At 43.6% G+C, this 22215-nt stretch carries 30 protein-coding genes; 3 read left to right on the forward strand and 27 right to left on the reverse strand.

Translation table 11 applies throughout. From position 1 onward, the window contains the following. The first annotated feature begins 6 nt into the window (after nucleotides 1-6). A complete protein-coding gene (locus ABIB38_RS21295; protein ID WP_429206696.1) occupies nucleotides 7-447 on the forward strand; it encodes a chemotaxis protein CheW in 441 nt (146 codons plus the stop codon). 405 nt (nucleotides 448-852) lie between these two features. On the opposite strand, the gene ABIB38_RS21300 is transcribed toward ABIB38_RS21295, so the two are convergent. Then, the gene (locus tag ABIB38_RS21300) at nucleotides 853-1029 is read right to left on the reverse strand and encodes a DUF3606 domain-containing protein (protein WP_429206697.1); all 177 of its coding nucleotides are present in this window, start codon (nucleotides 1027-1029) and stop codon (nucleotides 853-855) included. A 131-nt stretch (nucleotides 1030-1160) separates the two neighbouring features. On the opposite strand from ABIB38_RS21300, the gene ABIB38_RS21305 reads away from it, so the two are divergent. Continuing rightward, nucleotides 1161-1838 (forward strand): DUF5677 domain-containing protein, encoded by a 678-nt coding sequence (locus ABIB38_RS21305; protein ID WP_429206698.1) that lies wholly within the window; start codon nucleotides 1161-1163, stop codon nucleotides 1836-1838. Between the two features lie 42 nt (nucleotides 1839-1880). On the opposite strand, the gene ABIB38_RS21310 is transcribed toward ABIB38_RS21305, so the two are convergent. The 18 genes from ABIB38_RS21310 to ABIB38_RS21395 all read right to left on the reverse strand — a co-directional run bounded on the left by ABIB38_RS21310 (nucleotide 1881) and on the right by ABIB38_RS21395 (nucleotide 13932). Next, nucleotides 1881-2249: a hypothetical protein gene (locus ABIB38_RS21310; protein ID WP_429206699.1), complete on the reverse strand. Its 369-nt coding sequence runs from the start codon at nucleotides 2247-2249 to the stop codon at nucleotides 1881-1883. A 150-nt stretch (nucleotides 2250-2399) separates the two neighbouring features. Beyond that, a complete protein-coding gene (locus ABIB38_RS21315) occupies nucleotides 2400-2615 on the reverse strand; it encodes a hypothetical protein (RefSeq protein WP_429206700.1) in 216 nt (71 codons plus the stop codon). 116 nt (nucleotides 2616-2731) lie between these two features. Next, nucleotides 2732-3493 carry an HNH endonuclease gene (locus ABIB38_RS21320; protein ID WP_429206701.1) on the reverse strand — a complete coding sequence of 254 codons (762 nt, stop codon included), beginning with the start codon at nucleotides 3491-3493 and terminating at the stop codon, nucleotides 2732-2734. A gap of 91 nt (nucleotides 3494-3584) precedes the next feature. After that, a complete protein-coding gene (locus ABIB38_RS21325) occupies nucleotides 3585-4595 on the reverse strand; it encodes a hypothetical protein (protein WP_429206702.1) in 1011 nt (336 codons plus the stop codon). A gap of 57 nt (nucleotides 4596-4652) precedes the next feature. Beyond that, nucleotides 4653-5147 carry a hypothetical protein gene (locus tag ABIB38_RS21330; protein WP_429206703.1) on the reverse strand — a complete coding sequence of 165 codons (495 nt, stop codon included), beginning with the start codon at nucleotides 5145-5147 and terminating at the stop codon, nucleotides 4653-4655. Between the two features lie 65 nt (nucleotides 5148-5212). Continuing rightward, the gene (locus ABIB38_RS21335; RefSeq protein ID WP_429206704.1) at nucleotides 5213-5746 is read right to left on the reverse strand and encodes a 3'-5' exonuclease; all 534 of its coding nucleotides are present in this window, start codon (nucleotides 5744-5746) and stop codon (nucleotides 5213-5215) included. A 133-nt stretch (nucleotides 5747-5879) separates the two neighbouring features. Further along, on the reverse strand, nucleotides 5880-6068 hold the full coding sequence (locus ABIB38_RS21340) for a hypothetical protein (RefSeq protein WP_429206705.1): 189 nt from the start codon (nucleotides 6066-6068) through the stop codon (nucleotides 5880-5882). Between the two features lie 73 nt (nucleotides 6069-6141). Beyond that, nucleotides 6142-6456, reverse strand: a complete 315-nt coding sequence (locus ABIB38_RS21345; protein ID WP_429206706.1) for a hypothetical protein — start codon at nucleotides 6454-6456, stop codon at nucleotides 6142-6144. A gap of 152 nt (nucleotides 6457-6608) precedes the next feature. Further along, nucleotides 6609-6851 carry a hypothetical protein gene (locus ABIB38_RS21350; RefSeq protein WP_429206707.1) on the reverse strand — a complete coding sequence of 81 codons (243 nt, stop codon included), beginning with the start codon at nucleotides 6849-6851 and terminating at the stop codon, nucleotides 6609-6611. Nucleotides 6852-6907: 56 nt separating this feature from the next. Then, on the reverse strand, nucleotides 6908-7147 hold the full coding sequence (locus tag ABIB38_RS21355; RefSeq protein ID WP_429206708.1) for a hypothetical protein: 240 nt from the start codon (nucleotides 7145-7147) through the stop codon (nucleotides 6908-6910). Between the two features lie 123 nt (nucleotides 7148-7270). Continuing rightward, a complete protein-coding gene (locus tag ABIB38_RS21360; RefSeq protein WP_429206709.1) occupies nucleotides 7271-7663 on the reverse strand; it encodes a hypothetical protein in 393 nt (130 codons plus the stop codon). After that, the gene (locus tag ABIB38_RS21365; RefSeq protein WP_429206710.1) at nucleotides 7660-8559 is read right to left on the reverse strand and encodes a hypothetical protein; all 900 of its coding nucleotides are present in this window, start codon (nucleotides 8557-8559) and stop codon (nucleotides 7660-7662) included. Before ABIB38_RS21365 ends, ABIB38_RS21360 begins: the two co-directional genes overlap by 4 nt. A gap of 251 nt (nucleotides 8560-8810) precedes the next feature. Continuing rightward, entirely contained in the window at nucleotides 8811-10394 is a 1584-nt protein-coding gene (locus ABIB38_RS21370; RefSeq protein ID WP_429206711.1) for an AAA family ATPase, read from the reverse strand. Between the two features lie 56 nt (nucleotides 10395-10450). Continuing rightward, nucleotides 10451-10876, reverse strand: coding sequence for a hypothetical protein (locus tag ABIB38_RS21375; RefSeq protein WP_429206712.1), 426 nt, complete (start codon nucleotides 10874-10876; stop codon nucleotides 10451-10453). A gap of 16 nt (nucleotides 10877-10892) precedes the next feature. Continuing rightward, nucleotides 10893-11306: a hypothetical protein gene (locus tag ABIB38_RS21380; protein WP_429206713.1), complete on the reverse strand. Its 414-nt coding sequence runs from the start codon at nucleotides 11304-11306 to the stop codon at nucleotides 10893-10895. 24 nt (nucleotides 11307-11330) lie between these two features. Beyond that, nucleotides 11331-11693: a hypothetical protein gene (locus ABIB38_RS21385; protein WP_429206714.1), complete on the reverse strand. Its 363-nt coding sequence runs from the start codon at nucleotides 11691-11693 to the stop codon at nucleotides 11331-11333. Between the two features lie 51 nt (nucleotides 11694-11744). Further along, complete coding sequence (locus ABIB38_RS21390; protein WP_429206715.1) at nucleotides 11745-12038, reverse strand: hypothetical protein; 294 nt, start codon at nucleotides 12036-12038, stop codon at nucleotides 11745-11747. 124 nt (nucleotides 12039-12162) lie between these two features. Beyond that, nucleotides 12163-13932: a hypothetical protein gene (locus ABIB38_RS21395; protein ID WP_429206716.1), complete on the reverse strand. Its 1770-nt coding sequence runs from the start codon at nucleotides 13930-13932 to the stop codon at nucleotides 12163-12165. A gap of 143 nt (nucleotides 13933-14075) precedes the next feature. Here ABIB38_RS21395 and ABIB38_RS21400 point away from each other — a divergent pair, with 143 nt between their 5' ends. Continuing rightward, entirely contained in the window at nucleotides 14076-14732 is a 657-nt protein-coding gene (locus tag ABIB38_RS21400) for a hypothetical protein (RefSeq protein WP_429206717.1), read from the forward strand. A 63-nt stretch (nucleotides 14733-14795) separates the two neighbouring features. Here ABIB38_RS21400 and ABIB38_RS21405 read toward each other — a convergent pair whose 3' ends face one another. From ABIB38_RS21405 to ABIB38_RS21440, 8 genes are all read right to left on the reverse strand, one after another. Further along, nucleotides 14796-15686: a GIY-YIG nuclease family protein gene (locus tag ABIB38_RS21405; RefSeq protein WP_429206718.1), complete on the reverse strand. Its 891-nt coding sequence runs from the start codon at nucleotides 15684-15686 to the stop codon at nucleotides 14796-14798. A gap of 109 nt (nucleotides 15687-15795) precedes the next feature. Further along, nucleotides 15796-16818: a hypothetical protein gene (locus ABIB38_RS21410; protein ID WP_429206719.1), complete on the reverse strand. Its 1023-nt coding sequence runs from the start codon at nucleotides 16816-16818 to the stop codon at nucleotides 15796-15798. Nucleotides 16819-17005: 187 nt separating this feature from the next. Next, on the reverse strand, nucleotides 17006-17257 hold the full coding sequence (locus tag ABIB38_RS21415) for a hypothetical protein (RefSeq protein WP_429206720.1): 252 nt from the start codon (nucleotides 17255-17257) through the stop codon (nucleotides 17006-17008). A gap of 7 nt (nucleotides 17258-17264) precedes the next feature. Continuing rightward, complete coding sequence (locus tag ABIB38_RS21420) at nucleotides 17265-17654, reverse strand: hypothetical protein (RefSeq protein WP_429206721.1); 390 nt, start codon at nucleotides 17652-17654, stop codon at nucleotides 17265-17267. 122 nt (nucleotides 17655-17776) lie between these two features. After that, complete coding sequence (locus ABIB38_RS21425) at nucleotides 17777-18247, reverse strand: hypothetical protein (protein ID WP_429206722.1); 471 nt, start codon at nucleotides 18245-18247, stop codon at nucleotides 17777-17779. Nucleotides 18248-18348: 101 nt separating this feature from the next. Further along, nucleotides 18349-19164, reverse strand: coding sequence for a hypothetical protein (locus ABIB38_RS21430; RefSeq protein ID WP_429206723.1), 816 nt, complete (start codon nucleotides 19162-19164; stop codon nucleotides 18349-18351). 12 nt (nucleotides 19165-19176) lie between these two features. Next, nucleotides 19177-21372 (reverse strand): fimbria/pilus outer membrane usher protein, encoded by a 2196-nt coding sequence (locus ABIB38_RS21435; protein ID WP_429206724.1) that lies wholly within the window; start codon nucleotides 21370-21372, stop codon nucleotides 19177-19179. Next, nucleotides 21369-22163, reverse strand: coding sequence for a hypothetical protein (locus ABIB38_RS21440; RefSeq protein ID WP_429206725.1), 795 nt, complete (start codon nucleotides 22161-22163; stop codon nucleotides 21369-21371). Before ABIB38_RS21440 ends, ABIB38_RS21435 begins: the two co-directional genes overlap by 4 nt. Between the last annotated feature and the right edge of the window lie 52 nt (nucleotides 22164-22215).

A 22215-nucleotide genomic window follows, 5' to 3' on the forward strand; every position in this document is an offset into this window, starting at 1 on the left:
CCCGCCATGACCAAAATTTTTTCGCCTGTTTCGTTACTAAGGCTCTCTGCATTCGGCAGAGCTATCGCGATAGAAAAAAGCAAAATCAAGGAAATACTTAAGATTGAAAATAACCATTTAGTAATCCCTTGTAATCGAGGATTGCTGATGACATACCGTAATCAAATCATTCCCGTCGTTGATTGTCGTGCAATTGCGTCAAACGAATCATTCGAAGGGGCAACTGCAATTGTTGCAACAGTCCTCACCAGGAACTTTGTACTTTTAGTTGATGAATGCGGAGACAAATTGCAATTTTCCTACTCAGAGAATCAGAACACTTTTGAGTTGAAATACCATGCTTTCGCATGGATGAAACAATGTGTATGGCGCGATGGGGTGCGCATATTCGTCGTAGATCTCGATTTAATGATGGGGCCCATCATAAAGGAGCATTTACTTAAATAGCCAGCGAAAACAGATTCTACCTGAATCAAGTATATACGATGTTATATCTCAAAAGCTTTTGCGTCACCATCACAGCGCTGAGCCCAGTTTCGAATTTAACGTCATCCATAAAGCATCTTCGCTCATCTTCTGTGTTAAATGTGAAAATATAGTAGGGTGCTCCTTCAATGAGCTCTGCATCCATACTCATACAGGGTGCTGGAACCGCTACAATAAACTGTTCCGCAGTCATATTTCTGGCTCGCCAAAGTTTCTGTTATAACATGGCTGTAAACAGGTGCTGCGAACCGCTTTGCAGAGATTTTAGCTTCTGCGTTGAGTTCGAGGTGTCTACTCATTGAAGAAATATTTTCTAAAATATTAAAAAGCTCCAGTCGCTGCTTTTTGCGAACAAGTGTTGGAAGGTTACGTTTCCAGGTGTTTGCGCACGTCGTCTACCATGACGCCAACAGTCTTGACAGCTTGCTCAAGTTCTTCGCGGGTGACTCCAAGCTCTTGGGTCCAGTAGCGAACCTCATGCTCTTCATTGACATTGATACGGATGCGGTCCTGCTGGCCGCGATTGTTCAGGTCGTCAGACATAGTGCCTCCCTTGTGTAAAAGCTCAAAGTAGCCCGTTCCGGTGTAGGGTTCAGTTCGATGAGTCACTGTCCTGCCAGGGTAGCCCTCGGGTATCCTTGTCTTCATCGCAACCTAAGTAAAAGCACACGACCATGACAAAAATAGCGACTGTTCAAGACTATGCCGATGGACTGGCAGAGCATGCGAAGCGGCTGGCCGTGGTCGCAAGTTGGGAAGGGAAGGGCGAAGCGTGCGCTCGAGATGTAGAGGTCAGGAAGATTGCGGGTCGCTGTGCTGAGCTGGTCCGCGGTGCGTCGGCTCTTGGTGCGCAGAACAACCAGGTAGCCGTAGGTGTGATCGGTCGCACTATGGTTGAGAGCCTAATTCTCATTCTGTGGGTGTGTGTGTCAGAAGAGAACGCGATTCACCAGAGCCAGGCGGGGTTGGCCGAGTTCACCAAGGCGGCGAGAATCAACATGCAAAACGGCAACCTGAAGATCCGAGACCGTGAAAGCGGAGGCGATGCAACTGCCGAGTTTTTGCAGAAGGACAGGTTCAAGAAGCTGCCTAAACAGAAGAAGGTCATTGAACTGGCGACTGAAGCCGGAGTGGATGACCTCTACCAGGTGTTCTACAGGTTCATGTCATTAGCGACGCATGGGCACGACATGCTTGGTGACGAAGAAGATCCAGAAGCCGTGTTGATCGTTGACCTGCAAGGCATTGGCGCCATGAGTCGGGCTGTGGGCCATGTGGGTGTGAAGTGGTTGCTCGGCCGGGTGCGAACAGACAATGAAGCGCTGCGCGAAGTGTTGGGTATCGGAGGGTAAAAAAACTGGCCGGTGTCTTCAAGCCAGTTCAGTAGGTGACAATCAATGTGAGGCGACTCGTTCAAGTATATGAGCTTCCACGTCCTGCTTCTCTTTCACATCTTCAATGAAGTTGTGCATGTCGTCTTCATTATGAAAGCCAAAGACATAAAACGGTGAGCCGTCAATATCTCTTGTGTCTTCGGTTTCTTCTGGTGCTGGAACTGCTGCAAAAAATTGATAGTCCTGCGTAATTTCTTTGTCAACAGGACGTGCAATCAATCCCATCTTCTCTTTTATGTCGCTGATGAAGCTGTCTCTATTAGCTTCGTCTTCAAAGCTGACGATGTGATAGGGTTCACCTTCAATCATTACTGTTTTTTCGTCCTCTTGCGGTGCTGGCACTGCTGCTAAAAATTCTTGTTGGTTCATGATTTCTCCTGTAGGGCTGTTATAAAATCATCATAACAGTTATCTTAAGGAATGCAAGGGCAAGACAAGGTTTTCAAGTAATTGGATATCTGAAAGAGAGAGTACAAAAGGAAAAAGCCCTCAAGGGCTTCTCTTTGCACTACATTTTATTTATTGTATCAACGACATGATTTCCACATAGGTACGAACATCTTCAAAGTATGGCTCGGTCTGATCTTCACTCCACTTAAAACAATACTTTATAACATCTTCAGGAATTTCATTAAAATACTCAAGAGTGTAAAGAAGTTCAGGGTCAAAGTTCTGAAAGCTCGCAAATCTTTCGTCTGTAGTTATCTTTTCTAATGTCTGTGTATATGTCATCATAATTATCTCCATTTGTTTATATAATATTATATTAGCATCATGGTTTCATAATAGCAAGGTTAAAGCAAGGTTTTTATTAAGATGGATATCTATATAATGAAGAATGAGAAAAGATACTATTTTTCCACAAGAACCTTTTCTAATATTGAGCACCAATCCGAAGGTCTGTAGTCTACAAGTCTTCTGTTAGATTTTGAGCTATTACATGAACGGCAAAGAATCTGCATGTTGTCTGCATCAAGCTCATGTTCGGGGAAGAGGGAACGTGGAAGGATATGATCGCAGTGTAGTTCGGAGCCGACTAGACCAGGGCGCTTACACTTCATGCATGTGCAACCGTAGGCACTGATGATGAGGGTTCTAAGATTTACCCATTTGCTTGAGCCATAAAAATTATCATCAACTCTCTGCTCGCGGTAATCACAATAAGCCCTCATTCGCTCCATGAACGGAGTGTCTGCTGGCAATCCAACTCTTCTAATGTATGTTGCGGCTAGTTGCTTCCAACGGATTTCAAGCTTGTTACCGCCATGCCGCCTGAAGGTTCCGTTCTCAACCTCACTCAAAATTTTGTTTGTTTGTTGAAGTAGACGAATTGATTTCTCAACATTTTGCCTTCGTCTACTTCTTTGCAAATTTAATTTGTCTCTGCACTGCTGGCAATTAGCGGACGGTGAGTCATGAAGGAACTCTTCTGGATAACCATAATCAGCAAAGTAGGTTTTCACCTTTGTTTTGAGCATCTTCTTCTTGTAACAAGCAAAGCTCAAGAAATTCGCAAGGTGTCCTTTGCATACTTTTAAATTTGCTTTAGGTTTAACAAGTCCGTTAGTTGCTATTCCTAGTTCAATATTTTTATATAGTGTATTTCTATTCATTCTTCTCTTCTATGTTGTTTGAATAAACATAGCAAAATTAAGATGAATGTCAACGGCGCTAGAGAAAGAAAAACCCCTTTCGGGGCTTCAATCAATCAGGTATGTAGCCTAAGAAGAATCGCTCGGGTATCTTAAAGTAGAAACCGTTATTGTGAGGTGTCTCTACAAGATGAAGGTGAAGTGGTGCCCTTGTATGCTCGGCTGGCTCATCGCAAATTCGCTTGTTCCAGGTAATTTCAAATTTGTGGAAGTCTTTGTTGATACGGGTAGGGAACGTTCCAAGGTGATCAGCCTCGTGTTGAACATAAATGCCGCAACAATTGTCATCGCCAAATATGAAGTTTATATGTCCAGTAAAACCAATCTTGACCAAATCAAGGTTCGATATGAAAAACTCCAGTTTCTTTACTAAACGACCTTTCTCATATCTTAGCTCGTTGCCAATGTATGATCCAAAAGTCTCATAACGCTGCTGAATTTTCTCTAAACGGATGATCTCTCGTTCGGCTTTCTTTTGTGCTTGAAGCTCTTCAAGCTGTGCTTTTCGTTCAGCCACAACAAGTAGATAAGCTGCCTTTGCTTCCTTCTGTTCCTTCCTAGCTTTTACAAGTGCATCCAGTTCGGCTTTGCGTAGTGCCTTCAAGCGTCTATTTTCGGCATGCCGTGCTTCAATAGCGGCTTTTCTCTCGGTCTTTATACGTTTTCGCTCGGCTATTGCTGTAGGGCCAACTACCATCTCCCATAATTCAGAATTTTCCTTAGAAAAGGTCTTAATATTGCAACGTGGAATCCCTGTGGATTTCACTAATGCCTTAACGAGGAAAATCTTTTTTTTCTCGACCGCTGTTTTAAAAAGGGCTTCTAGGGTGGCTAGGTCCTTCTTAAGGTTTTCCTCGCGCTCAAGCTTTTCCTGAATTTTTTCTTCCTGGAAATACTGGTTGATGTGATCCTGTATTTCTTGGCTTTCGATGAAAAGCTTCCTGATCTCCTTGCTTGGTATTCCTAAGTAAGTAGAGAAGTGGTCATAGAGAGCAGGTGTCTTAACTGTCGCCCATCTTGTTATCTCATTCTTGATGTTCTCTGTGTTAAACGTGTTGTTCATGGTATTCCTTATTGTTTTTATTGTTGAGGCCCGTAAGGTGGGCAAGTCCTATATGACTCAGGTTTTTGTGTAAAAATTCTCTGCCATTTTTACTATTTTTCCCTGTCGCATAAGCTCTTGTATCAGGTCGTTTTTTGTATACGATTTTTTTCCATCGTCAACCAGGCGTACCGGAGCCTCATTGCTTATGTAATAGTCGCCATACTTTGATTGGTAATATCTAAGATCAGATACCCAACAATTTGAAATTACGCCTTTCGCATGAAGAGCCAAGAAAATTTCATCATGGATATGCTGAGTCGTATCCACGGCGTCTCCCTGTAAAATTGCGTTGTAGACTTCAGGCCAAGAATTGTATTCGGACTCAAATTCTCTGCCATAGTCGTTGCTTTGATAGCTTTCAAAGGTATCGTAGCCGTGATGCTCTAAAATCAGACTAGCAAGATCATCCTGATCTATTGGCGCCAAAATCTCGCACCCTATCAACTCATATCTGTTGCCTTCCGACCCTGACATGTTGGTGTCGTAATCACTAATTTTTCTATATTCCATAAGTTCCTCTTTATTGTTTTTATTGTTGAGGCCCGTAAGGTGGGCAAGTCCAAAAAATTATTTTCCTATCTCTTTGGAGACGTTTCGGTGTGACTCTGTAATAGATGTACTACTTCAAGGGTCATGTAGCAGTCTGCAAGTGATCTATGAGCCTTCAAACTGATTCGCTCGTTCTTAGTCACATCCAGGGCATGACTGTAGGCATAGACTAGCTTCTCCCAGTAGCCTTGATTGAACTCGTGGGCATAGTCCTCCATTACGCACCAGAACGAATATTTTGAAGAGTCAAAAGACAGTCCATGAAGTGCTGCGGTTTGCCTAATGACTCTTGTGTCGTAGCTGCTGTTATAGATGTAGCAGGTGCCTTGCTCAAGTAGAGCTAAAACTTTGCTGTGTATGTCGGCGTAGCTTGGTGCATTGGCTACCATGTCATCAGTGATTCCATGAATGGCAGTAGCGGAAGAGGGGATAGGCTTAGTAGGTTTAACCAGGGTGTCAAGTAAGACATGTCCCAAGTGATCGATGATAGATATTTCCACTATCTCTGCTGTGTCGTCTAACCCTGTGGTTTCTGTATCTAAAAGTATGAATGATTCCATGCACATTCCTTTTCTTGTTGTTATAAAGTTACTATAACAAAATGAAATCAAAACACAAGGTTAGAGCAAGGTTATTTGTGAAAGTGGATATCATTGTGTTGAGGCGAAAAAAAAGCCCTCCAGGGGCTTATGATTAATCTTTCTCATTCTTGTCTGTGTCGTCCTCAATTAATTCAAAATGCATGTCAATTTCCCCATTCTCATCGCAGTCAGGAATCTTGAAAGTATACTTAGGCGACTTAATTGCGTCTTCAAAATTTTCAAAGTGGTACTTTGAATGCGCGACATTGCTCACTTTTTGTTCTTTATTTTTAACTTCCATAATGATCTCCTTTGGTTGGGATGTTGTTGTGTAGCCCGTAAGGTGGGTAAAGCCTTTATCGTCGCTGTCAATATCAGTTGGATTCAGCTTTGTTATACTCATTAACCAAGTCTTCTAACGGATCTAGTGTTGAAAGTGTAATATTTCCGTTATCTTCTTCATCTTCAGTGAAATCGTTGCCTATCGAGTTGGCATGATAAAGAAATTCGGAGTCTTTTGCAGAAAGCACATCTGTAACAGAATCGCCAACTTTGAAATCTCTAAGTATTGCAAGACTTAATGAAATTTGTTGCTTGTAGTGTTCAATGCTTGCTAAAGCACTCTCAAGATTATTGATTGCGTTTTTTGTATGATTAAAATGTATTTCAGCAATGGAGTTTTTGTACATGATTGATTCCTTTTTACTCGTTATAAAATTACTATAACAAAAGAAAAATAAAACACAAGGTTAAAGCAAGGTTTTTGCAAGTGGATATCATTATCTTGAGGCGAAAGAATACCCCTTAAGAGGGGTAATCTATTTGTGTGACTGTAAGAGAATTAGTCAGATTCGCTCGTGATTGATTCGATGATGCTCTTCACATACTCGCTTGACTCAACCAGGGCATTGGTCAGTGCTTGAAGGTGGTTGCAGGTCGCAATATTGTGTTCTAAATTTTCTATCGGATCGGGCAATGATTGGTTCAGCCGTTCAACCGCATTGTTGATTGCTAAGAAAAGGTAAGCCTGAAAGTGTACATGCTCGGCTAAGCTGTGTTTCTGTGTCATTCTTTGAATTGTCATATATTCTCCTTAGGTTGGGATGTTTTTGTTGTAGCCCGCAAGGTGGGCCAGTCCTATTATGATTCTTGCCAAATCTCCATACTGACGATGTGCGCCTTAGATAAGTGAACTGTCTTGTCACCTACATATATGAAGCTTGGCTCTTCACCATCTTTAAATTCCTTCTCCATGCGAACGAGCTTCGCTTTAATATAAGCTGAACCATCGTCAAATGGATGCTCCAATGATCCTTCAAGACTTAGCTCAAAGAATTCTGCGTCGTTTGTGAATGATACGTATGCAATTGCTGTTCTCATATATCTTCCTTTTCTTGTTGTTATAAAATTACGATAACAAAAGGAAATTAAAACACAAGGTTAAAGCAAGGTTTATTTTAAAGTCGATATCTTCTCTGTCGTAAAAAAAGCCCCCGAAGGAGCTTAGTTGAACCGTAGCTGTTTATTATGTAGCTCTTCAATCTGTCGATATGTTGGAGCATGTAGTGTCATGAGAATTCCCTTGTACTTCTCTAAGTTCTCCGTGATTATTTCATTGAAGATGTCGCTTACTTCATGTCGCCTGTCGTTAGGAGCGTCGTGAGAGATACATGCAATCTCAACCATGATGTAGTTGCGAAGTAGGGCAATCAAGAAGTTGTCCAGGGTAGAGAAGCCCATGATGAACATGTGCTTGTAGGTCTCAAAATATTCAGGGAAGTTCTCATGAGTCATTGCAAGAAGAATTTGATTATCCCTATCGCCTCCTTTCTTCCACATACGAATCATTGTCTCAGCAAAGTGTGTAAAGCCTTCCTTGTACTCATCGCGGGTCATTGAGCTACCTCTTCACAGAATGATATTTTTACATTTGCTTTGAATTTATCCTGATCGAAGTATGAACCTTTACTGCAATCGTTCACTAGGTTTTGTATGTATTCTCTGTTCAATCTGTAGTATTCCATTACTGCATCAAGCTCAGCCATTTCCTGCTCTGTGTAGAGGTGCTTCGTCGGATGCCAGTTGTAGCGCCTCACTTCAATAAAGTGGTCGCTGACGTACATGAACTTGCCGCCTGTGTCCAAGAAATCTCCCTTCAACATTGAGAAGAGGTAAAGCATGATGTTCAAGCTCGTCGCATCGTAATTACTCCAAACGTCATGCAAAATTTTTGGTGCCCATTTGTCCCTGCGGGAGTCCAAGCTTTTACCTCTCAAAGCAAAGTAGCTAGCGTAATAGCTCGCCTTCTCAGTTCGCTTGTTGCTGAAGCCCTTGCCGTTGATCTCGTCTATGGTCGCCTTGGCTTCCTTCCTGAAGGTGTCTAAAGCAAGATCCAGGCGCTTTGTGATAGTGCCGCCGATACTATCCATGTAGAAGGTCCTGACGCTCTCCTGAAGGCTTTGAGTCTCGTCTATATAGAAGACAGACATGATTAGCTTCGTAGTGCCTCGGCTTGGCTGTTCTAAGCCGGTGAGGTTGCAGGTGATACTTCGGCCTGAAACTAGGTCAAGTTCTTCAATGCTGAAATTAGGGGAAAGGTTGGGATCGATCTCTAAGCGCATGTACTCGGTGTTTGGCTGATGGCTTTTACCAGGAACTCTTTTTTCATGGTTCTTTGATCGATAAGCCACGTGATAGACACAACCTGTTTTCTTGTCAGTGACGAATTCACGCTTTGAACGATTTGTTAGGGCATAGTCGCTAATGTAATCAAAAGGTTTTGATAGTTGCATATTTTTCTTTCTCTTGTTGTAGAATTAATATAATAGAAAAAAAGATAAAAGCAAGGTTAAAGCAAGGTTTTTTGCAATATTTATAAATAAGGAATAAGCCCCGTAGGGCGTCGTGCTTTTTTACTTGTTGAAATTTTATTGTCACGAAGTTTAGATGTCCTAAAGGACGAAGAGGGAGAAAGCCTTCAAAGTAGGTTTTGGTTTTGATGAGGTAAGAAAAAAAGCCCGCATGGGCGTTTCTTATTTGCGAGTTAGAACCCTATTTTTTTCTTCTGAACTGCCTTCTTCTTGAAGTGGTGAGGGTGAAGCGTGATTGAAAGTATTCTTCGATCCTTCACTTCTTTCAATGTCAATTCAAGTAGGGCAGTGGCGATAGCGTCACTGATCATTACCTTGGCTTCACGCAATGACATACCCCTTAGTAGAGTTTTGATCTCACCAGGTAGGGTGGAAGGAAAGGCTTTAGATCCTGCAAGCTGTGTCTGGTAGATGCTGTCCACAATCATGTCGTGCTCAAGGTCGGAAGGGTCACGAATCTCCATGATTTTGAAACGGGTTAGCAACGGCTCTGTAAGCCCCTCAGTGCTGTTCGCACACGCTATGTAGATAATCCTTGAGAGATCGACCGGAAAGTCCACAAACTCGTCTGTGAAGGCTTTGGCCGTGTTTTCTTCAAGTAGCTGGTAAAGAGGTGTTCTTGAGTCTTGGCCGTGGGCGCTAGATCCTGACTTCTCAACCTCGTCCAGGACGACGACTGGTGAGGCGGTAGGGCTGTCTAACATGGTGGTCGCGAGCTTGCCAGCCTTGGCTCCGTTCCAGGAAGAGCTTAGTCCTGAAAGTGTCCAGCTTGCCGATGCGGAGGCCATGTCAATGAAGGTGTAGCCGGTCTGTAGAGCATGGGCTAACTCCTTGGCAAAAATGGTCTTGCCGATACCAGGTGCGCCAAGTAGAAGGACAGGTGGGATGTAGTCGCGGCCAGTGAGCAAGTTCAACCTGAACTGAGCCTTGTAGTAGCTGATGACTTCCGAGAAGTGAGGGAAGCGGTCTTCCAAGTGGGCATAGATTTCCTCGTCAACCTCAAGACGCTCCTTGAAGCGGTTGCTGTAGAGCCTGTCAAGGAACCTGCTGTTGTCCTTACCTTTCGCGCAGTCTTGAATTTCGCTCGCTACCCATTGGATTGTTTGTGTTCTGTTAGCGGCGCCAAGTGGTGACTCAACGTATTTCTCTTCAACTACCCCTGTGAAAATGTCGGCTGTGATCCCTTTTGCTATCGTGTCCCTGTCTAGGTCTTTGGTAAGTTTTGATAGATTGTCATAGTTTGCTTTGCATTCCTCAACGAATCTGGCAAGTAGCTTTTTGCTGTGAAGACTAGCAATGAATCTTCTGCAAGCCAATTCTAGCGAAAGATATTTGTATAGAACTTCTTCGCTCTGCTTGAATTCAGTTTCGTTCCAGCCGATTGAGTCTAGTACAGCGCGGATTCTTGCTCTAACAAACTCTGGTGAATCACGTCTTGTTTTGTAGAACTTTATTATGGTATCTGAAGATATAAGGGCATTGAAAGAAAACCTCCAATTGTCACTTGCTGGAGCAATCGCTTCTTCCTGCTCAATAAGAAAAAGCTGGGCATAGACGACTGCATAGGATAAGCCGTGATCATCTTGATAGAGTGAACGAATCTCGGATAGGTATTCGTCGTCTTCTGATTTCGTTTCCTCTATAGTTGGCTCGTAGTCGTCTTTATCAGAAATACCAAGAAGTTCTTCTATGTCTTTGTGTGTGCCTGTCCAACCATCTTCCCAATCCTCTGCAAATCTGTTCTTATTATTATTCATGTGGTGCTCCGTTATTTTTATTGTTATGTGCTCGTGAGGTGAGCAAATCCTTTTCATTACACTCCTGCTGACTGCATTGATTCTTGCCTTGTATCAGGTTTATTCATTCCCGAACTACTTTGTACGCATCCAACCACAGACAAAACTACAGCATGCAAGATCAGTAATCCCATTAGGTTTAAAACAGCCTTGCTTTCAATCTTGACCTTAAAGAAAGCCATAATAAGAAGTGAAGCTAGTATCATGAGTGTTGCCGTAGCGGATTGTTCTAGAGTCAAGAAAAAGCAAGAAGAAACAATTGCGGAAATTTGAAATAGGATAATCAAAAAGTCTTTAGTCAACGAATTGTCTAGAATTTCTTCAGATTGCGATGCTCCATTAGCTGTATAGCTACCACCATTTTTCTGTCTTTCTGAAATATTTTTTGCGTAGTTTGCTACAAACAATTTTGCTGCATTCTTTTCCCATTCTTCATTATCCATATACTCTCCGTTTCTTTTACTTAGTATGTCCATCTTGCTCACCACGACTGCCGCTGTTATCTACGGTTATAACCTGCTGATATTCGTCACTCGCAAATGGCATGTGCTCTTGTCCTAGATGTTTTTTTTGATATTCGTATTGGTAGAACAAGTGCATAAGATTTTCTTTAAGCTGTGCTTGTTCTGGGGTATCAGTCTCTACAGAATTCAAAATATTAGGATCGAAAACAGTCTTAAAAACACATTCTGCTGGCTTGTTTCGCTCTCTCTGCCTATCCATTTTTCGCATAATGAGATTGAAGAATTCTTTGATGTCGTCTATCTCCTCATCATTGAGTGTGCTGTGGTCAGGCATAAGTAAGGTTAATGTCTTGCCAGTAGCAATAGGTTGTGTGTATCCGATATTTGTTGCCTTTTCATTCTTTGTCATAATTGTCTCCGTGGGTTGCTGTTATTATTTTTTAACCTTTACATCTTCCTTGGTTTCTTCTAAAACGTAATCATTAAAACGCTTCATGCGATCCATATGCTCTTCACCAGGTTGCTCTTTGAAGCCCTTAGCTATTTCTTTCGCTCGTGCCAAGTTCTCACGAATGCTCTTGGGCTTGTATGTCGCCTTAGCTTCCTGCATGGTCGCTTCGTCTGGACTGTGAGCTTTAGCTACTTCAACAGAGTTGGAGGGATGTGAATTTGGGGCCGGCGTGCGTGGTGAAATGATTAGGTAAGCTGAAAGCAAGACACATATGATTGCTGTGATCTTCCAGGGGTCAAAGCTCTTAGGGCTGGTGGTTGCTACATCGTTTTTAATTTCGCGCATATATTTTCCTTATAAAAAGTGTAGCCCGTAAGGTGGGCTAGTCCAGGCGTTTTAAACGGGTGATAATTCTTTCGTCGAATGTGCTGATCCATAGGTATTCAACAAGAACCAGTACGCTTCACCTTTCTTCTTGAAGCAAACTTGGTAATTAGGGCAATTGAAGTCGCCTTTATAAAATGTATACTCCCTATTTTTGTAGTTCCAGTCGCAGCAATATTTCAAGTCAGGGTCGGTTCCATCAGTGATAAGTATCCAAGCTCTTTCTAAATCCTTCTCTGAGATTTTCCTTCTTGTGTATTCAGAGTCTCCAAACTTTTCCATCGCCAATTCCTTTTGAGTTTTCATGATTTACCTTTTCTTGTTGTTATAAGATTACTATAGCAAAACAAAATGTAAAAACAAGGTTAAGTCATTGTTTTTAATAAAGTGGATATCAGATAAAGAAAAAGCCCCATGAAGGGGCTTGTTGTTAGATCTTGTTCTTCTTCTTGGGTATGTCAGTCTTTAGAGGAATCTTTGCTTGAAGTTTATGGTAGTGGAGAATTTTTCTAAATTCTGCTGCAAGCTTAGGGTTGATGTTAATTACGCAACCTTCTACCATACCGCAATCAGCAATAGCATTTTGTACCTCAGAACTTAACTTATTTCTAAAGTCTTCGTACTCTTCTAAAACTATCTGCTCGATTCTGTCTTTCCAGTAGAAGTGAGGCTCAACGGTCTGCTGTGGGTCAAATCCTATTTCGCACAAGTGAACGATAGTGTTAAATAATTTCTCAGGATCTCTTCGTAGAATCGGATGCAATTCCTCAAATCGCAACTTAGGAATTTCTGTATCAGTCCAAACGGCATACTCAAAGAGCGTTTTTACGACTAAATGTTCAAAGTCTGCCGCAACTAAACGGTGGTCAGGAATGAAGGCTAGATTATAGGGACATGCGAATCCTTTCCAGTGTTTAATCCTAAGCTCTTCACTTAATAAATGGTAGATCTCGGAAAGATTCGCTGTGCTGGATTCAACTGCTTTTTCCAACGAAGAAATACAGGTCAATGACTCAGGAATAAGGTGACGGTTTTCAAAGCCGAGGTGTACTAGTGTAAGCTGGTCGCACTTCTGCTTAAGTGAAAGAACTGGATACACCTCAGTAATCGGTAGCTTTACATCTAAGTTGAAGAGTTCGGGCTTGTTCCACGCAAGAATTATTCTTGGCGCGTGTTTGACGATCTCCTTCAATTGCTCATCGGTGAAGTCATCAATGGTATCGTCAGGCACGAGGAATGGTGGAATGCCATTGTTTAGCTTGAAGAGTTCTACCCAAAGTGCGCAAGGAATGCTTTCAAGGTGGATTGAGTTCAACCAGGAATAGTCTGTGTGGATACGAGGAAGGATGGTGTAGTTAAGTAATTCGTTTAAATCTTCTTCTTTGTAGTCGTCGTCTTCGTATTGGTTGATCGACGTTTGAGAAAGGTCTACGGTATATCCAGACCACTTAGCTTGTTTCCCAAAAATTCTCTTTAATGCTGACTGCTTGACGACTGAACGGATGAACAATTTAGGGTAGGTTCCAGAGTAATTAAGAGCCTGGTTAAGAATATGTTCAGAAGTCAATCTATAGTCGTCTGTGCAGTATTTTCTTTGCCCATTTGAATAGACTTCAAAAATAGATAGGTAACACAATACGTGGGCATTAAGCTTGAACTTCGTTCTGGTCAAAGCTTCGTATCTCGCTTCCATCTTGCTGAAGAATGTTTGTTTAATCTCCTTATGTTGTGCGCCTCTGCTGATTAAATTCCATTCGGATTCACTATGCCAATCTGTTGAGTTGTCTCTATATTGAAGAAATTGAGTCTCAAAAAATTTGTATTCATTATGTAGTCCTGATAAATCACAAAGTTCTTTAAGCTTGTCTAAATGCGTCTGGTCGCTTGTAGGCATGGTGTTGCGGATATACCTTGCTACATGATTGTTGGGGACAAATTTTCCGGTTGTTGAGTCATACACCTTTGCGTTGATAATGAAAGGTGTAGTGATGTCTACCTCGTCAACTTCCTGCTTTGTTACCTTGTTGTAGATTGATATGCGAACTGTTCCAAGTCTGAGATGTCGTTTCACAAGCGCACTCTGATCTTCCTTTTCTCGGTTGAACAATGTGTCAATACTCTTTTCAGCTTCCTTCTTCATTGCAAAGTAGCGGGTTCCGTTTTCGCTTCTTGTAAGTCCTGTCTTGTTTTTATTATTCATAATTACTCCTGTGGTGTACTTACCATAGTGAAAAATCTTCAAGAGTCAACGGCTGAGCAAGGTGTTGGAGAGAATTGGATATCTTCATGCTTTCATATTTAGGCATGCTAGAATTCAGGCAATCACATATGAGGGAGTAGCCGGTGAGTGAAGAACAAAGTCTAGATTTGAGGCCGTTATTGGACAAGGTGAAGCATTCGGAGATTCATAGTCAAAAGCTTCGTCTGGTAGTCAATTCTTTAAACAGGGCAGAAACTTATTCTGGATATTTCTGGAATCAGTATTTGGCGACTTCTCAGCGTAAGAAGTATCTCGGCTGGTCGATTAACAAGGATGAGAACGGCTTCAGTGATAGGGTAAAATGCGAAGCTAATATCATGGGCTTCCTTCACAACATCCATATCATTTGTGATCAGTTTCCCTTTGCTTTGAAGTCGTCAATTTTGGATACGTTACAGAAGGGTGGCAAACCTCTACGCGACCAGGATTGCGCATGGAGCAAAGACTTCATGAAGGGGGTTGAGGCCGTGCCTTCTACGGGTCAGCTTCTTGAGAAGATGAGAGATTTTGAGAAAGACGAGGATTTCCAGACACTGAAGAAAATAATGAACCTGTCAAAGCACAGGTACATCATTGAATTCTTGTGGAGGAACGGGGTGATTTTCTTGCTAATGCGTGACTTCGATGAGGTTCAAGAATCGTCAAAAGTTGAACACGATGTCAATGCATTGATGATGAGAGTGAGCAACAACTTGGTACCCAAGATTTTTGACCTCTACGAAGAAGCGATGAAGATCTAAGGTTGAGTTTTGAAATGTAAAAAGCCCCATGAAGGGGCTTGTGTGGCTCGCTACCAGGTAGGGCTAGTTCTCGTGTATGTGAATCGTCGTAGGGTCAACGATTGATATTTTGAGAGGGCTCATGACACGGCGCTTCTGGAACCACTCCCGCAGTGGGACTGCTCCCATGATCCTTGGGGTTCCATTCGTGTTCGCAGTCCTGTTGATTTTTCCAATTACCTCAAGCTTCTCGCGGCCACAATAGATCGTGATGCTCTGTTCGTCGCGGCCAAAGTACTTGTCACAGTTGACAGGCACGTTGAAAAAGCCCCTGCGGTGATAGGTGTCCTGCAAGGTCAGGATGAAGTGCGGCGCCGCACTAAGCTCCTTTAGCACAGGCTTAGGTTCGCTGGCCATCGTCGTCGGACTTACTTTCGCACGGGTCTCAATCGTAGGGAAGGGCTTCTCTACGCTCTGCACTGGCTCGCTCGCATGTTGGACGACTTCCTGTACTTGCGCCTCAAGCTTGGCTTCAAGGCTGCTGTCTGGTGGGTTCGCCTCACTCGGGGTCTCGATCACGGTACTCGTGCGGCCACCATTCCATTCGGGCTTCAAGGTCTGGATGATGCTGTCTTCCAGTCCTGCTGCAAGGTTCAGGTGAAAGCTTCCGTAGCGCAGTAGGCCATTGTCTGCCAGGGCAAGAATTTCTACAGGTTCGCCCCTCTTGAGAAGATCCACAATCGCCAGGCGGTTGCGCCAGTTGGTTCGCTGGTCTTGGTTGGGCTTCTGGTAGCCAAACATGCGACGCTGTAGGGTCTGTGTCGTCTTGCCTACATACTTGACGGTCTTCCCACTGACAAAGGCATAAAGGACGTTCTGACGATCCATGAGACTAAGTAGCTCCAAAGCCAAGTCGTCACCCTTGAGCAACCATCGTCCTGCTCTTTGAAATCCAATTTCATAAAGCCTATGCATGTTCGTTCCTGACAATGATCATTCAACCGATTGTACTTCGTTCTTCAATGCTGAAGGGCAAGCAAAAAGCCCCATGAAGGGGCTCTCAATTGTGCTACCAGGTGAGGTGTTACCAGGACCAGGAAGCTCCACCAGCTACACCAGACATGCCGTTGTTTCCTGTGGCTGCTCTCACGTTGATCAAGCTTCTTCCTGCCTTCCAAGCTACCCCTGCTGCGATTGAAGACTTGCCATGAACGGTTGCTGCTCCTACCGCTATCTGTCTGGACTTGGTAGGGTCAAAGACCAAAGCTGAAGATGCCATTCCCATTGCGGCGCCTGCATAAGCTAGGCTCTTGGACTGCTCAAATTTGCTGTCTGTGTAGCTCTTTGCTCTGCCGAACTGTGTATCCGTGTAGCCGTTCGCTTGCTGTACTCCGCTCGCTACTGCGCTGCTCACATATGCCTTCTGCTGGACATCGTAGTTTGCAAGGCTCTCGTCAGTGTAAAGGTTCGCTGAATCTAAAGTCTCGTATGCGATACCACGAACTTGAGCAAGGTTGGTTGCGTCAGTCGCCTTTGTTCCTGCTGTGACATTGGACACATAGCGGGTGAAGCCAGGTGCGCCCACGCTCACTTCTCTATCTCTGCCTGCGGTAGATGATCCACCTAGTGCGACGCTCTCTGAGAAGTTGGCCTTCGCACCAGGGCCGATAGCTGTACCTAAGTATCCACCAGCCTCAGCATTTGAACCGATAGCTATTGCATAATTTCCTGTGGCATCTGCATAAGTTCCGACTGCCACTGAGCTTTGCATGCCTGTTGCCTTTGTGCCTAAGCCGATTGCTACGCCGCCGTTTGAAGCTTTTGTTACTGCTCCGTTAGTCTTATCCATACCGATAGCGATTGCACCTGAAGTGCCAACGATGGAAGCTGGAATAGGGTGTGTTGTAGCTACTGTGGTTGAGTCACCGATAGCGATAGTGCTTGTGCCACCAGCAACTGGCAAATCTGTTGGGCTTGTGCCGATATTGATTTGCTGTGCGTATGCTGAACTAGCTAAAAATAATGCTGCAACTGCTGTGTAGATCTGTTTTTGTTTTATCATATTTTTCCTTGATAGAGTTGATAAGTTGGTTTGTTTTTGATGCACGGTACGTATTCAATTTCATTTTCAACTGGCTTTCTACTATGATGTCTAAAGTAAGTTTGTCTTGCTGCTGAGAGATTGTCGAACTTGCCCGATATTAGAACTCGTTTTCCATTCTCTTTGACTTCGTATTGCCACTTCCCATGTTCGTTTTCTTTAAATTTAAGTTGTAGTTTCGTAATAGCCTCCTTTAAATACTGTTTAATGTTTTTGTAAGTGCAGAACCTGCATGCGTTTTTGCCTTTATAAATAGCTTGTTGGACTCTTCACGGCTCTCAGCCATTGCACTTCTAAATGAAGTGTCCTTTGTCATGTATGCTACGACTGAAACATTCTCAGGAATGCTTAGCTTTGCAAAAGGTTGAACGACTGGTGCCATGAATGCTAAAGCGCTTCCAGCTAGAACCCAACGGCTTAGTAGAATTGATAGTAATGAGTCCATAGTTTTGTTATCCAAAAAAATGTTGTGTGATGTATGAGAATGACGGCTTAAGATGAACCGCATTCTTCATTTTGTCCTTGTTTTCACTGATAGTGGTTTGAGCCTTTAAGCAACGTTCACGTGTTGCTGTATCTACCATGTCAATTTCGTTTCTGAAGTCTGCGGAAATTCCACTTCGTTTAAGTTCGTTTAAGTACGCTGCAATTGGTCTGTCACATTCATTTTTTTGTAGCTTAGAATTAATCTCAGCATATTGAGCGATTTGTTCGTTTCTGTAGTCTTCAGTTATATCCGCAACTTTCATGGAAGCTAAAGAGTAGGCAACTACACAGATTGCTAATCCTGCGCAACCGATCATTGTCCAATTCTTTTCTTTTTTGTTTTCTATCTTTGTCATGATTATTTTCCTTTGTATATATATCTAGTTATATTGAAAATATATAGAAAGTCAAGGTTTCTACATTGTTTAGATAAAATAAAAGCTCGCACATGGCGAGCTTCTTATATTTCACTAGGTAATTAGAAATTAACTTGCATTGGCATTGAAATTTCAAATGTTCCTGTCTTCTGTATTGGCCCCTCGGATTGGTAATCTCTGAACATGTAATAGATAGTGTAAGGATTCATGTTGTTGTCTGCTGTCAAACTTATTGAGCTACCGCTAAGAGGTTGAGTGTTACCTGAATCTCTGTATGCTACGGCTTCGATTTCTCCAACTTGTCCGCTACCTGAGTAAGCTCTAGCATAGCCTTGCTGAAGAGTTGCTGTTAGTCCTGTAGAGCATTGAACAAAGACTTGGACATTGCCAGTTGGCTTCTGTCCAGTTGTTGCATTTACAGTCAATGTGTAGGTTGGCTGATTGAATGAACATGTACCTGCTACATTCATTGTTGCATTGATAGTGGAATAAGCAGTTCCTGCTTGTGCGAATGAAGAGCACAGAGCTAAGCTTGAAACTAAAGCTGCGATTTTTAATTTTTTGAAATTCATAGTTTTCCTTTTGTTGTGGTTGTCATATGCTTTACCGCATACTCTATCTAATAATACAAAAACAATTCGTAAAGTCAACGGCTGATAATTAATATTTTTGTTTAGAAGTTGATGATGATTGCAGATGCAAAGTTGTATGTTCCAGCTTTACTAATAATCGGGCTTCCATTCTCAAAGTGTTGCAAGTACAAAGTTTGGCTTTTGTTTGTGCCGTCTGCTTGTAGCTCCAAGGGTTCGTTTGCTATGTTTCGGCTGTAGCTGTTGTCGCTAAAAATCTGCATAGTCATATCGTTATCTTCAGCGGAAGTGAAGCTTGCACTGTCTGAAGTCATTGACGGTGTAAGTCCAGGAGAACAGTTATAGATGACATTGGTAGAAGTCTTGGCAACCTGACTCATTCCAACATTGGTGCTCACGTTGTAGCTCGCTTGAGAGAAGCCACATGATCCTTCAACGGTAGGGTAGAACTCGATAGTTGCCGCGTACTCTTCTGTTGCGTCGGTCACGTAGATTGGAATTTGAAAGCTGTACGAACCTGCGCGACTGACTGCATTTCCGCTCGTGCTGTAGTATTTTGCATAGACTTCAACAGTGCGAGTTTGCTCGTCACCGAAGCTGGAGACATCAATCGGTTGAGAAGCCAATGGGATTGTTAGGGCAGAGTCAACGTAAAGCCGTACAAGCTGGTTAGGATCTTCGTTCGCTACTATGATGTCTTCTCTAATAAAGAGCTTACTTGTCGGGTTCGCTGATGGAAGAGTGAAGCTAATACCAATTGCACTACTGTAAGGGTTTGGGTAGCTAAATGTTGGACTGTCGTAGAACCTTGATTGTGTGAAGCCAATGTTGTTTTTTGAACCAACAGCCCAAGCATTGATGGTCACAAAAAAAAGTAATACGGTAAGTAGTGTCTTCATAGATTTTCCTTTTTATTTTTCGCAATGAAGCGGTATCTGTTCGTTTAGTGAAGGATCGTGCTTCACGGTAAATCTCATCTTGCAAGTCTTGATCTGAAGCTCGTAGGCTCTACCAGGCTCATAGTCGTCAAAGAAGATGCCTTGGGGGATGACTGCAAACTTCTTGCCGTCAATCTCAACTTCCTTCAAGCCCTTGGTTGCCACTTCTGGCTGCAAGACAACTGGACTCTTCTTGACCTTGAAGACAACACTGGACTTGAAGAATTTTTGGGATGAGACCTTCGCTACAGAGTCGTCAACCTGAATTTCAACGGGTAGTAGATCCGCAGGTAGACTCACAAGGTTGTCTGTAGTCGTGCTCGTGTTTGGCACAATCGCTATGCCGTCGCTTCCTGTGGTCGCAACTCTCATGTTGTTCAAGGCAACAGGAAGACCCGGTGTGCCAGTCTCTACGACTGTGTAGCCTTGGAAGATCTGACGGCTCGCATGAATTCCCTTGTCAAATACAAGTGAGCCTTCCACTCGTCCTGACATGCTCATTTGGCCTCGTCCAGTAGTGAGGTAGGCGGTTGCAACTGCTTTCTCCCCTGCATACTGGTAGGTGGCCGTGGCGCCTGTACCGCTCGAGGATTTCGTGGCTTGCGCCTGTAGGCTCCAATCGTTGTAGCTGTTGCCCCCTCGGATGATTGACTGGCGAAACTCTGTGCCTGTCGCATCATGCTGTGCGGTAGTCATGCTTCTCCATGCGCTCTTGCCAACTGGCGTGTTGAACATGAAGGCGATACCTGACTTTCCGGCCGCGCGTGTAAGCCCGACACTCAAGGTGCCTCGGTTGATGATGGTGTTGAAGTTCAGAGAGCTGCGGGTAGGGGCGGCGCCGTATTGAACGACATTGCCTGACAAAGAGCTTGAGCCGAACCTGTAGCCTGCTGTAGCAATCTTCTGGTCTTGCACCAGGTAGGCGGGACTACCAAACATTGCAAAGCGGTTGGACTTGGTGGCTGCGACTGTCCCGTAGAGGTCTCCCTTCTGATAGGTGTACTGAAGCCTTTGCATGGATTCGCCTCTGCCTGCTGCGATACCGTACTTGATGGTGCCAAGCGGGATTGCATAGGTCACGCTGCCGGCGCCGCGTGCTTGGTCCGCGGTAGCCTCTACATGGCCTTCCAGGGTGACATGATCGGTAAGGCCGTAGGCATAGGTGCCTGATGCGAAGTAGCTGCCTAAACTGTCGTAGCCGTGGCGTAGTCGTCCAGCTTCAAAACTGAAATTGTCTGTGCCGCGTCTAAGGTTGAAGGGTGCTCCAACAAGGGTGACACTTTGGGACTGCACCAAGCCGTTGATGTCCTTCATGACGACTCGCACTTGATTGCTTGATGTCTGTCCGGTAGTTAAGTTGCTGAAGCTGTAGGGACCAGGGCTTACGTCCAAGCTACCCATTGACCTGTCGTTGACATAGATTTCGGCCACTGACTTGACCTCGGCTGTGCCAGCGATCGATAGGTAGGGCGCTACCAGGTAGTTGCTGTCTAAGCTCGTGTCCTTGCGGTACTGGACTCCGAAGAAGCTCACAGGGTTGGTTACGCTGTTAGTGCCTGTGAAGCCTGAACCAACTCGGGCCGTGGTCATGCGGTCTTTGAAATACTGCTCTCGGTAGACGTCGACGAGGCTGCTCTTCTGTGTGCTCAAGTTTGCGGCAACGTTGTAGAGAACGCCGTTGCTGAAGGTTTTGTAGAAGGAACCTGCAAGGGCAGTGGTCTTGCTGTAGCTGTCGCTGGTAAAGTTGTAGTTCATGAATGCAGAGTCAAGATAGACTTTAGGACTCTGCACAACATTATTCTGGAAGTTGTAGTTGATGCTCTCAAGATTGCGAGCATTAGCATGCAAAATAAGATCGCTTCCTTGGTCAGTAATTAACCCTAAATTGTTTAGCTTGACGACTAGCTCACCAGAAATTGTAGTCATGTCGTTCGGTGAGTACGCAAGCTTGAAGGCGTCGGCATCTGCCTTAGCTATGAAGTAATCTTTCCCCGCAACGAAGATTCTAATTAAGTCCTCAGCTTGGTGTCGTGAGTTTTCAACGACTAACTTGTAGAAGTTAGTGCTGACTGAAGTAGGATCTTGTGCTTGTGCTTGTGCTTGTGCTGGAAGTGCGAACAAACTGCTTAAGATGATTACTAGAGGTGTTTTTCTTATTCTAGTAATCATTTTTCTATAGCTACCTCAACGTATTCTGTCTTACGCTTGCTTGACAAGATGATTGTTGACCCTTTGGCTTCCTGAAGCTGCTTAGCCAATTTCTCATCAGTTATAAGAATAGTGTCTCTTGAGCGTGGAAGAACATTGCCGTCAAGTGGTAGGAAGTCTGCATAGCTATACTCGCTCGCAGTAGCTTTCTTGGTGAAGGAAATACCATTGATGGCAAACACTCCACTTCCATTATTAACAACAGTAAGGGTTGTCATAGGGCGAGGGTAGCTTCTACCGTCAAAACGAGTAGTGGTGCCAACTGTTGCGCTTGTCACTTCAGCTTTTTGATTTTTAGCTGTGGTGAAGTAGACAGGTAAATTGAACATGAAGGGTGAACTACCAGGCTTCTCAACGTTTATGAACAAACGACCATACATTTCACCTGAAGCCATATCAGGGGTAATCTTAGAAGTGTAGATAAGGCGAATCTGCTTTGTGCCGTCTTTTTCATATTCAGCAAAAAGAGGGTTTGTGGTGAAATTTCTTGTATTGCTTGAGAAGTCGGCACTTAAGATATTGGTAGTGTCTTCATACTGGCTGGACGGCTGACGCAAGTAGAAAAGAGTACTTACCTTGGAGCCTTGGCTTGCTTGAATGCTGATAGTGCAGCTAGGGGTTTTCGTAGCTGAAGACATCTCGCAAAAAGTTGGGGCAATATTCAATGTTCCTGTATTAGTTACTGTAACGTCTGCTGCTGTTGCAAATGAAGATAAAGCAATCAAACTTGCGCATATTATTTTTCTTTTCATGTCATTTCCTTTTAGTTATAAAACTAATATAGTGAAATGATATAGAAAGTCA

Origin of the sequence: Massilia sp. UYP11 (assembly GCF_050434805.1) — a bacterium.
Lineage (GTDB): Bacteria > Pseudomonadota > Gammaproteobacteria > Burkholderiales > Burkholderiaceae_D > Telluria.

What these genes read in the sequence shown, in the direction of transcription:
- ABIB38_RS21295 (WP_429206696.1), top strand. Translation starts at nt 7, where the DNA reads ATGACCAAAATTTTTTCGCCTGTTTCGTTACTAAGGCTCTCTGCATTC.
- ABIB38_RS21300 (WP_429206697.1), bottom strand. Translation starts at nt 1,029, where the DNA reads ATGTCTGACGACCTGAACAATCGCGGCCAGCAGGACCGCATCCGTATC.
- ABIB38_RS21305 (WP_429206698.1), top strand. Translation starts at nt 1,161, where the DNA reads ATGACAAAAATAGCGACTGTTCAAGACTATGCCGATGGACTGGCAGAG.
- ABIB38_RS21310 (WP_429206699.1), bottom strand. Translation starts at nt 2,249, where the DNA reads ATGAACCAACAAGAATTTTTAGCAGCAGTGCCAGCACCGCAAGAGGAC.
- ABIB38_RS21315 (WP_429206700.1), bottom strand. Translation starts at nt 2,615, where the DNA reads ATGATGACATATACACAGACATTAGAAAAGATAACTACAGACGAAAGA.
- ABIB38_RS21320 (WP_429206701.1), bottom strand. Translation starts at nt 3,493, where the DNA reads ATGAATAGAAATACACTATATAAAAATATTGAACTAGGAATAGCAACT.
- ABIB38_RS21325 (WP_429206702.1), bottom strand. Translation starts at nt 4,595, where the DNA reads ATGAACAACACGTTTAACACAGAGAACATCAAGAATGAGATAACAAGA.
- ABIB38_RS21330 (WP_429206703.1), bottom strand. Translation starts at nt 5,147, where the DNA reads ATGGAATATAGAAAAATTAGTGATTACGACACCAACATGTCAGGGTCG.
- ABIB38_RS21335 (WP_429206704.1), bottom strand. Translation starts at nt 5,746, where the DNA reads ATGGAATCATTCATACTTTTAGATACAGAAACCACAGGGTTAGACGAC.
- ABIB38_RS21340 (WP_429206705.1), bottom strand. Translation starts at nt 6,068, where the DNA reads ATGGAAGTTAAAAATAAAGAACAAAAAGTGAGCAATGTCGCGCATTCA.
- ABIB38_RS21345 (WP_429206706.1), bottom strand. Translation starts at nt 6,456, where the DNA reads ATGTACAAAAACTCCATTGCTGAAATACATTTTAATCATACAAAAAAC.
- ABIB38_RS21350 (WP_429206707.1), bottom strand. Translation starts at nt 6,851, where the DNA reads ATGACAATTCAAAGAATGACACAGAAACACAGCTTAGCCGAGCATGTA.
- ABIB38_RS21355 (WP_429206708.1), bottom strand. Translation starts at nt 7,147, where the DNA reads ATGAGAACAGCAATTGCATACGTATCATTCACAAACGACGCAGAATTC.
- ABIB38_RS21360 (WP_429206709.1), bottom strand. Translation starts at nt 7,663, where the DNA reads ATGACCCGCGATGAGTACAAGGAAGGCTTTACACACTTTGCTGAGACA.
- ABIB38_RS21365 (WP_429206710.1), bottom strand. Translation starts at nt 8,559, where the DNA reads ATGCAACTATCAAAACCTTTTGATTACATTAGCGACTATGCCCTAACA.
- ABIB38_RS21370 (WP_429206711.1), bottom strand. Translation starts at nt 10,394, where the DNA reads ATGAATAATAATAAGAACAGATTTGCAGAGGATTGGGAAGATGGTTGG.
- ABIB38_RS21375 (WP_429206712.1), bottom strand. Translation starts at nt 10,876, where the DNA reads ATGGATAATGAAGAATGGGAAAAGAATGCAGCAAAATTGTTTGTAGCA.
- ABIB38_RS21380 (WP_429206713.1), bottom strand. Translation starts at nt 11,306, where the DNA reads ATGACAAAGAATGAAAAGGCAACAAATATCGGATACACACAACCTATT.
- ABIB38_RS21385 (WP_429206714.1), bottom strand. Translation starts at nt 11,693, where the DNA reads ATGCGCGAAATTAAAAACGATGTAGCAACCACCAGCCCTAAGAGCTTT.
- ABIB38_RS21390 (WP_429206715.1), bottom strand. Translation starts at nt 12,038, where the DNA reads ATGAAAACTCAAAAGGAATTGGCGATGGAAAAGTTTGGAGACTCTGAA.
- ABIB38_RS21395 (WP_429206716.1), bottom strand. Translation starts at nt 13,932, where the DNA reads ATGAATAATAAAAACAAGACAGGACTTACAAGAAGCGAAAACGGAACC.
- ABIB38_RS21405 (WP_429206718.1), bottom strand. Translation starts at nt 15,686, where the DNA reads ATGCATAGGCTTTATGAAATTGGATTTCAAAGAGCAGGACGATGGTTG.
- ABIB38_RS21415 (WP_429206720.1), bottom strand. Translation starts at nt 17,257, where the DNA reads ATGGACTCATTACTATCAATTCTACTAAGCCGTTGGGTTCTAGCTGGA.
- ABIB38_RS21420 (WP_429206721.1), bottom strand. Translation starts at nt 17,654, where the DNA reads ATGACAAAGATAGAAAACAAAAAAGAAAAGAATTGGACAATGATCGGT.
- ABIB38_RS21425 (WP_429206722.1), bottom strand. Translation starts at nt 18,247, where the DNA reads ATGAATTTCAAAAAATTAAAAATCGCAGCTTTAGTTTCAAGCTTAGCT.
- ABIB38_RS21430 (WP_429206723.1), bottom strand. Translation starts at nt 19,164, where the DNA reads ATGAAGACACTACTTACCGTATTACTTTTTTTTGTGACCATCAATGCT.
- ABIB38_RS21435 (WP_429206724.1), bottom strand. Translation starts at nt 21,372, where the DNA reads ATGATTACTAGAATAAGAAAAACACCTCTAGTAATCATCTTAAGCAGT.
- ABIB38_RS21440 (WP_429206725.1), bottom strand. Translation starts at nt 22,163, where the DNA reads ATGAAAAGAAAAATAATATGCGCAAGTTTGATTGCTTTATCTTCATTT.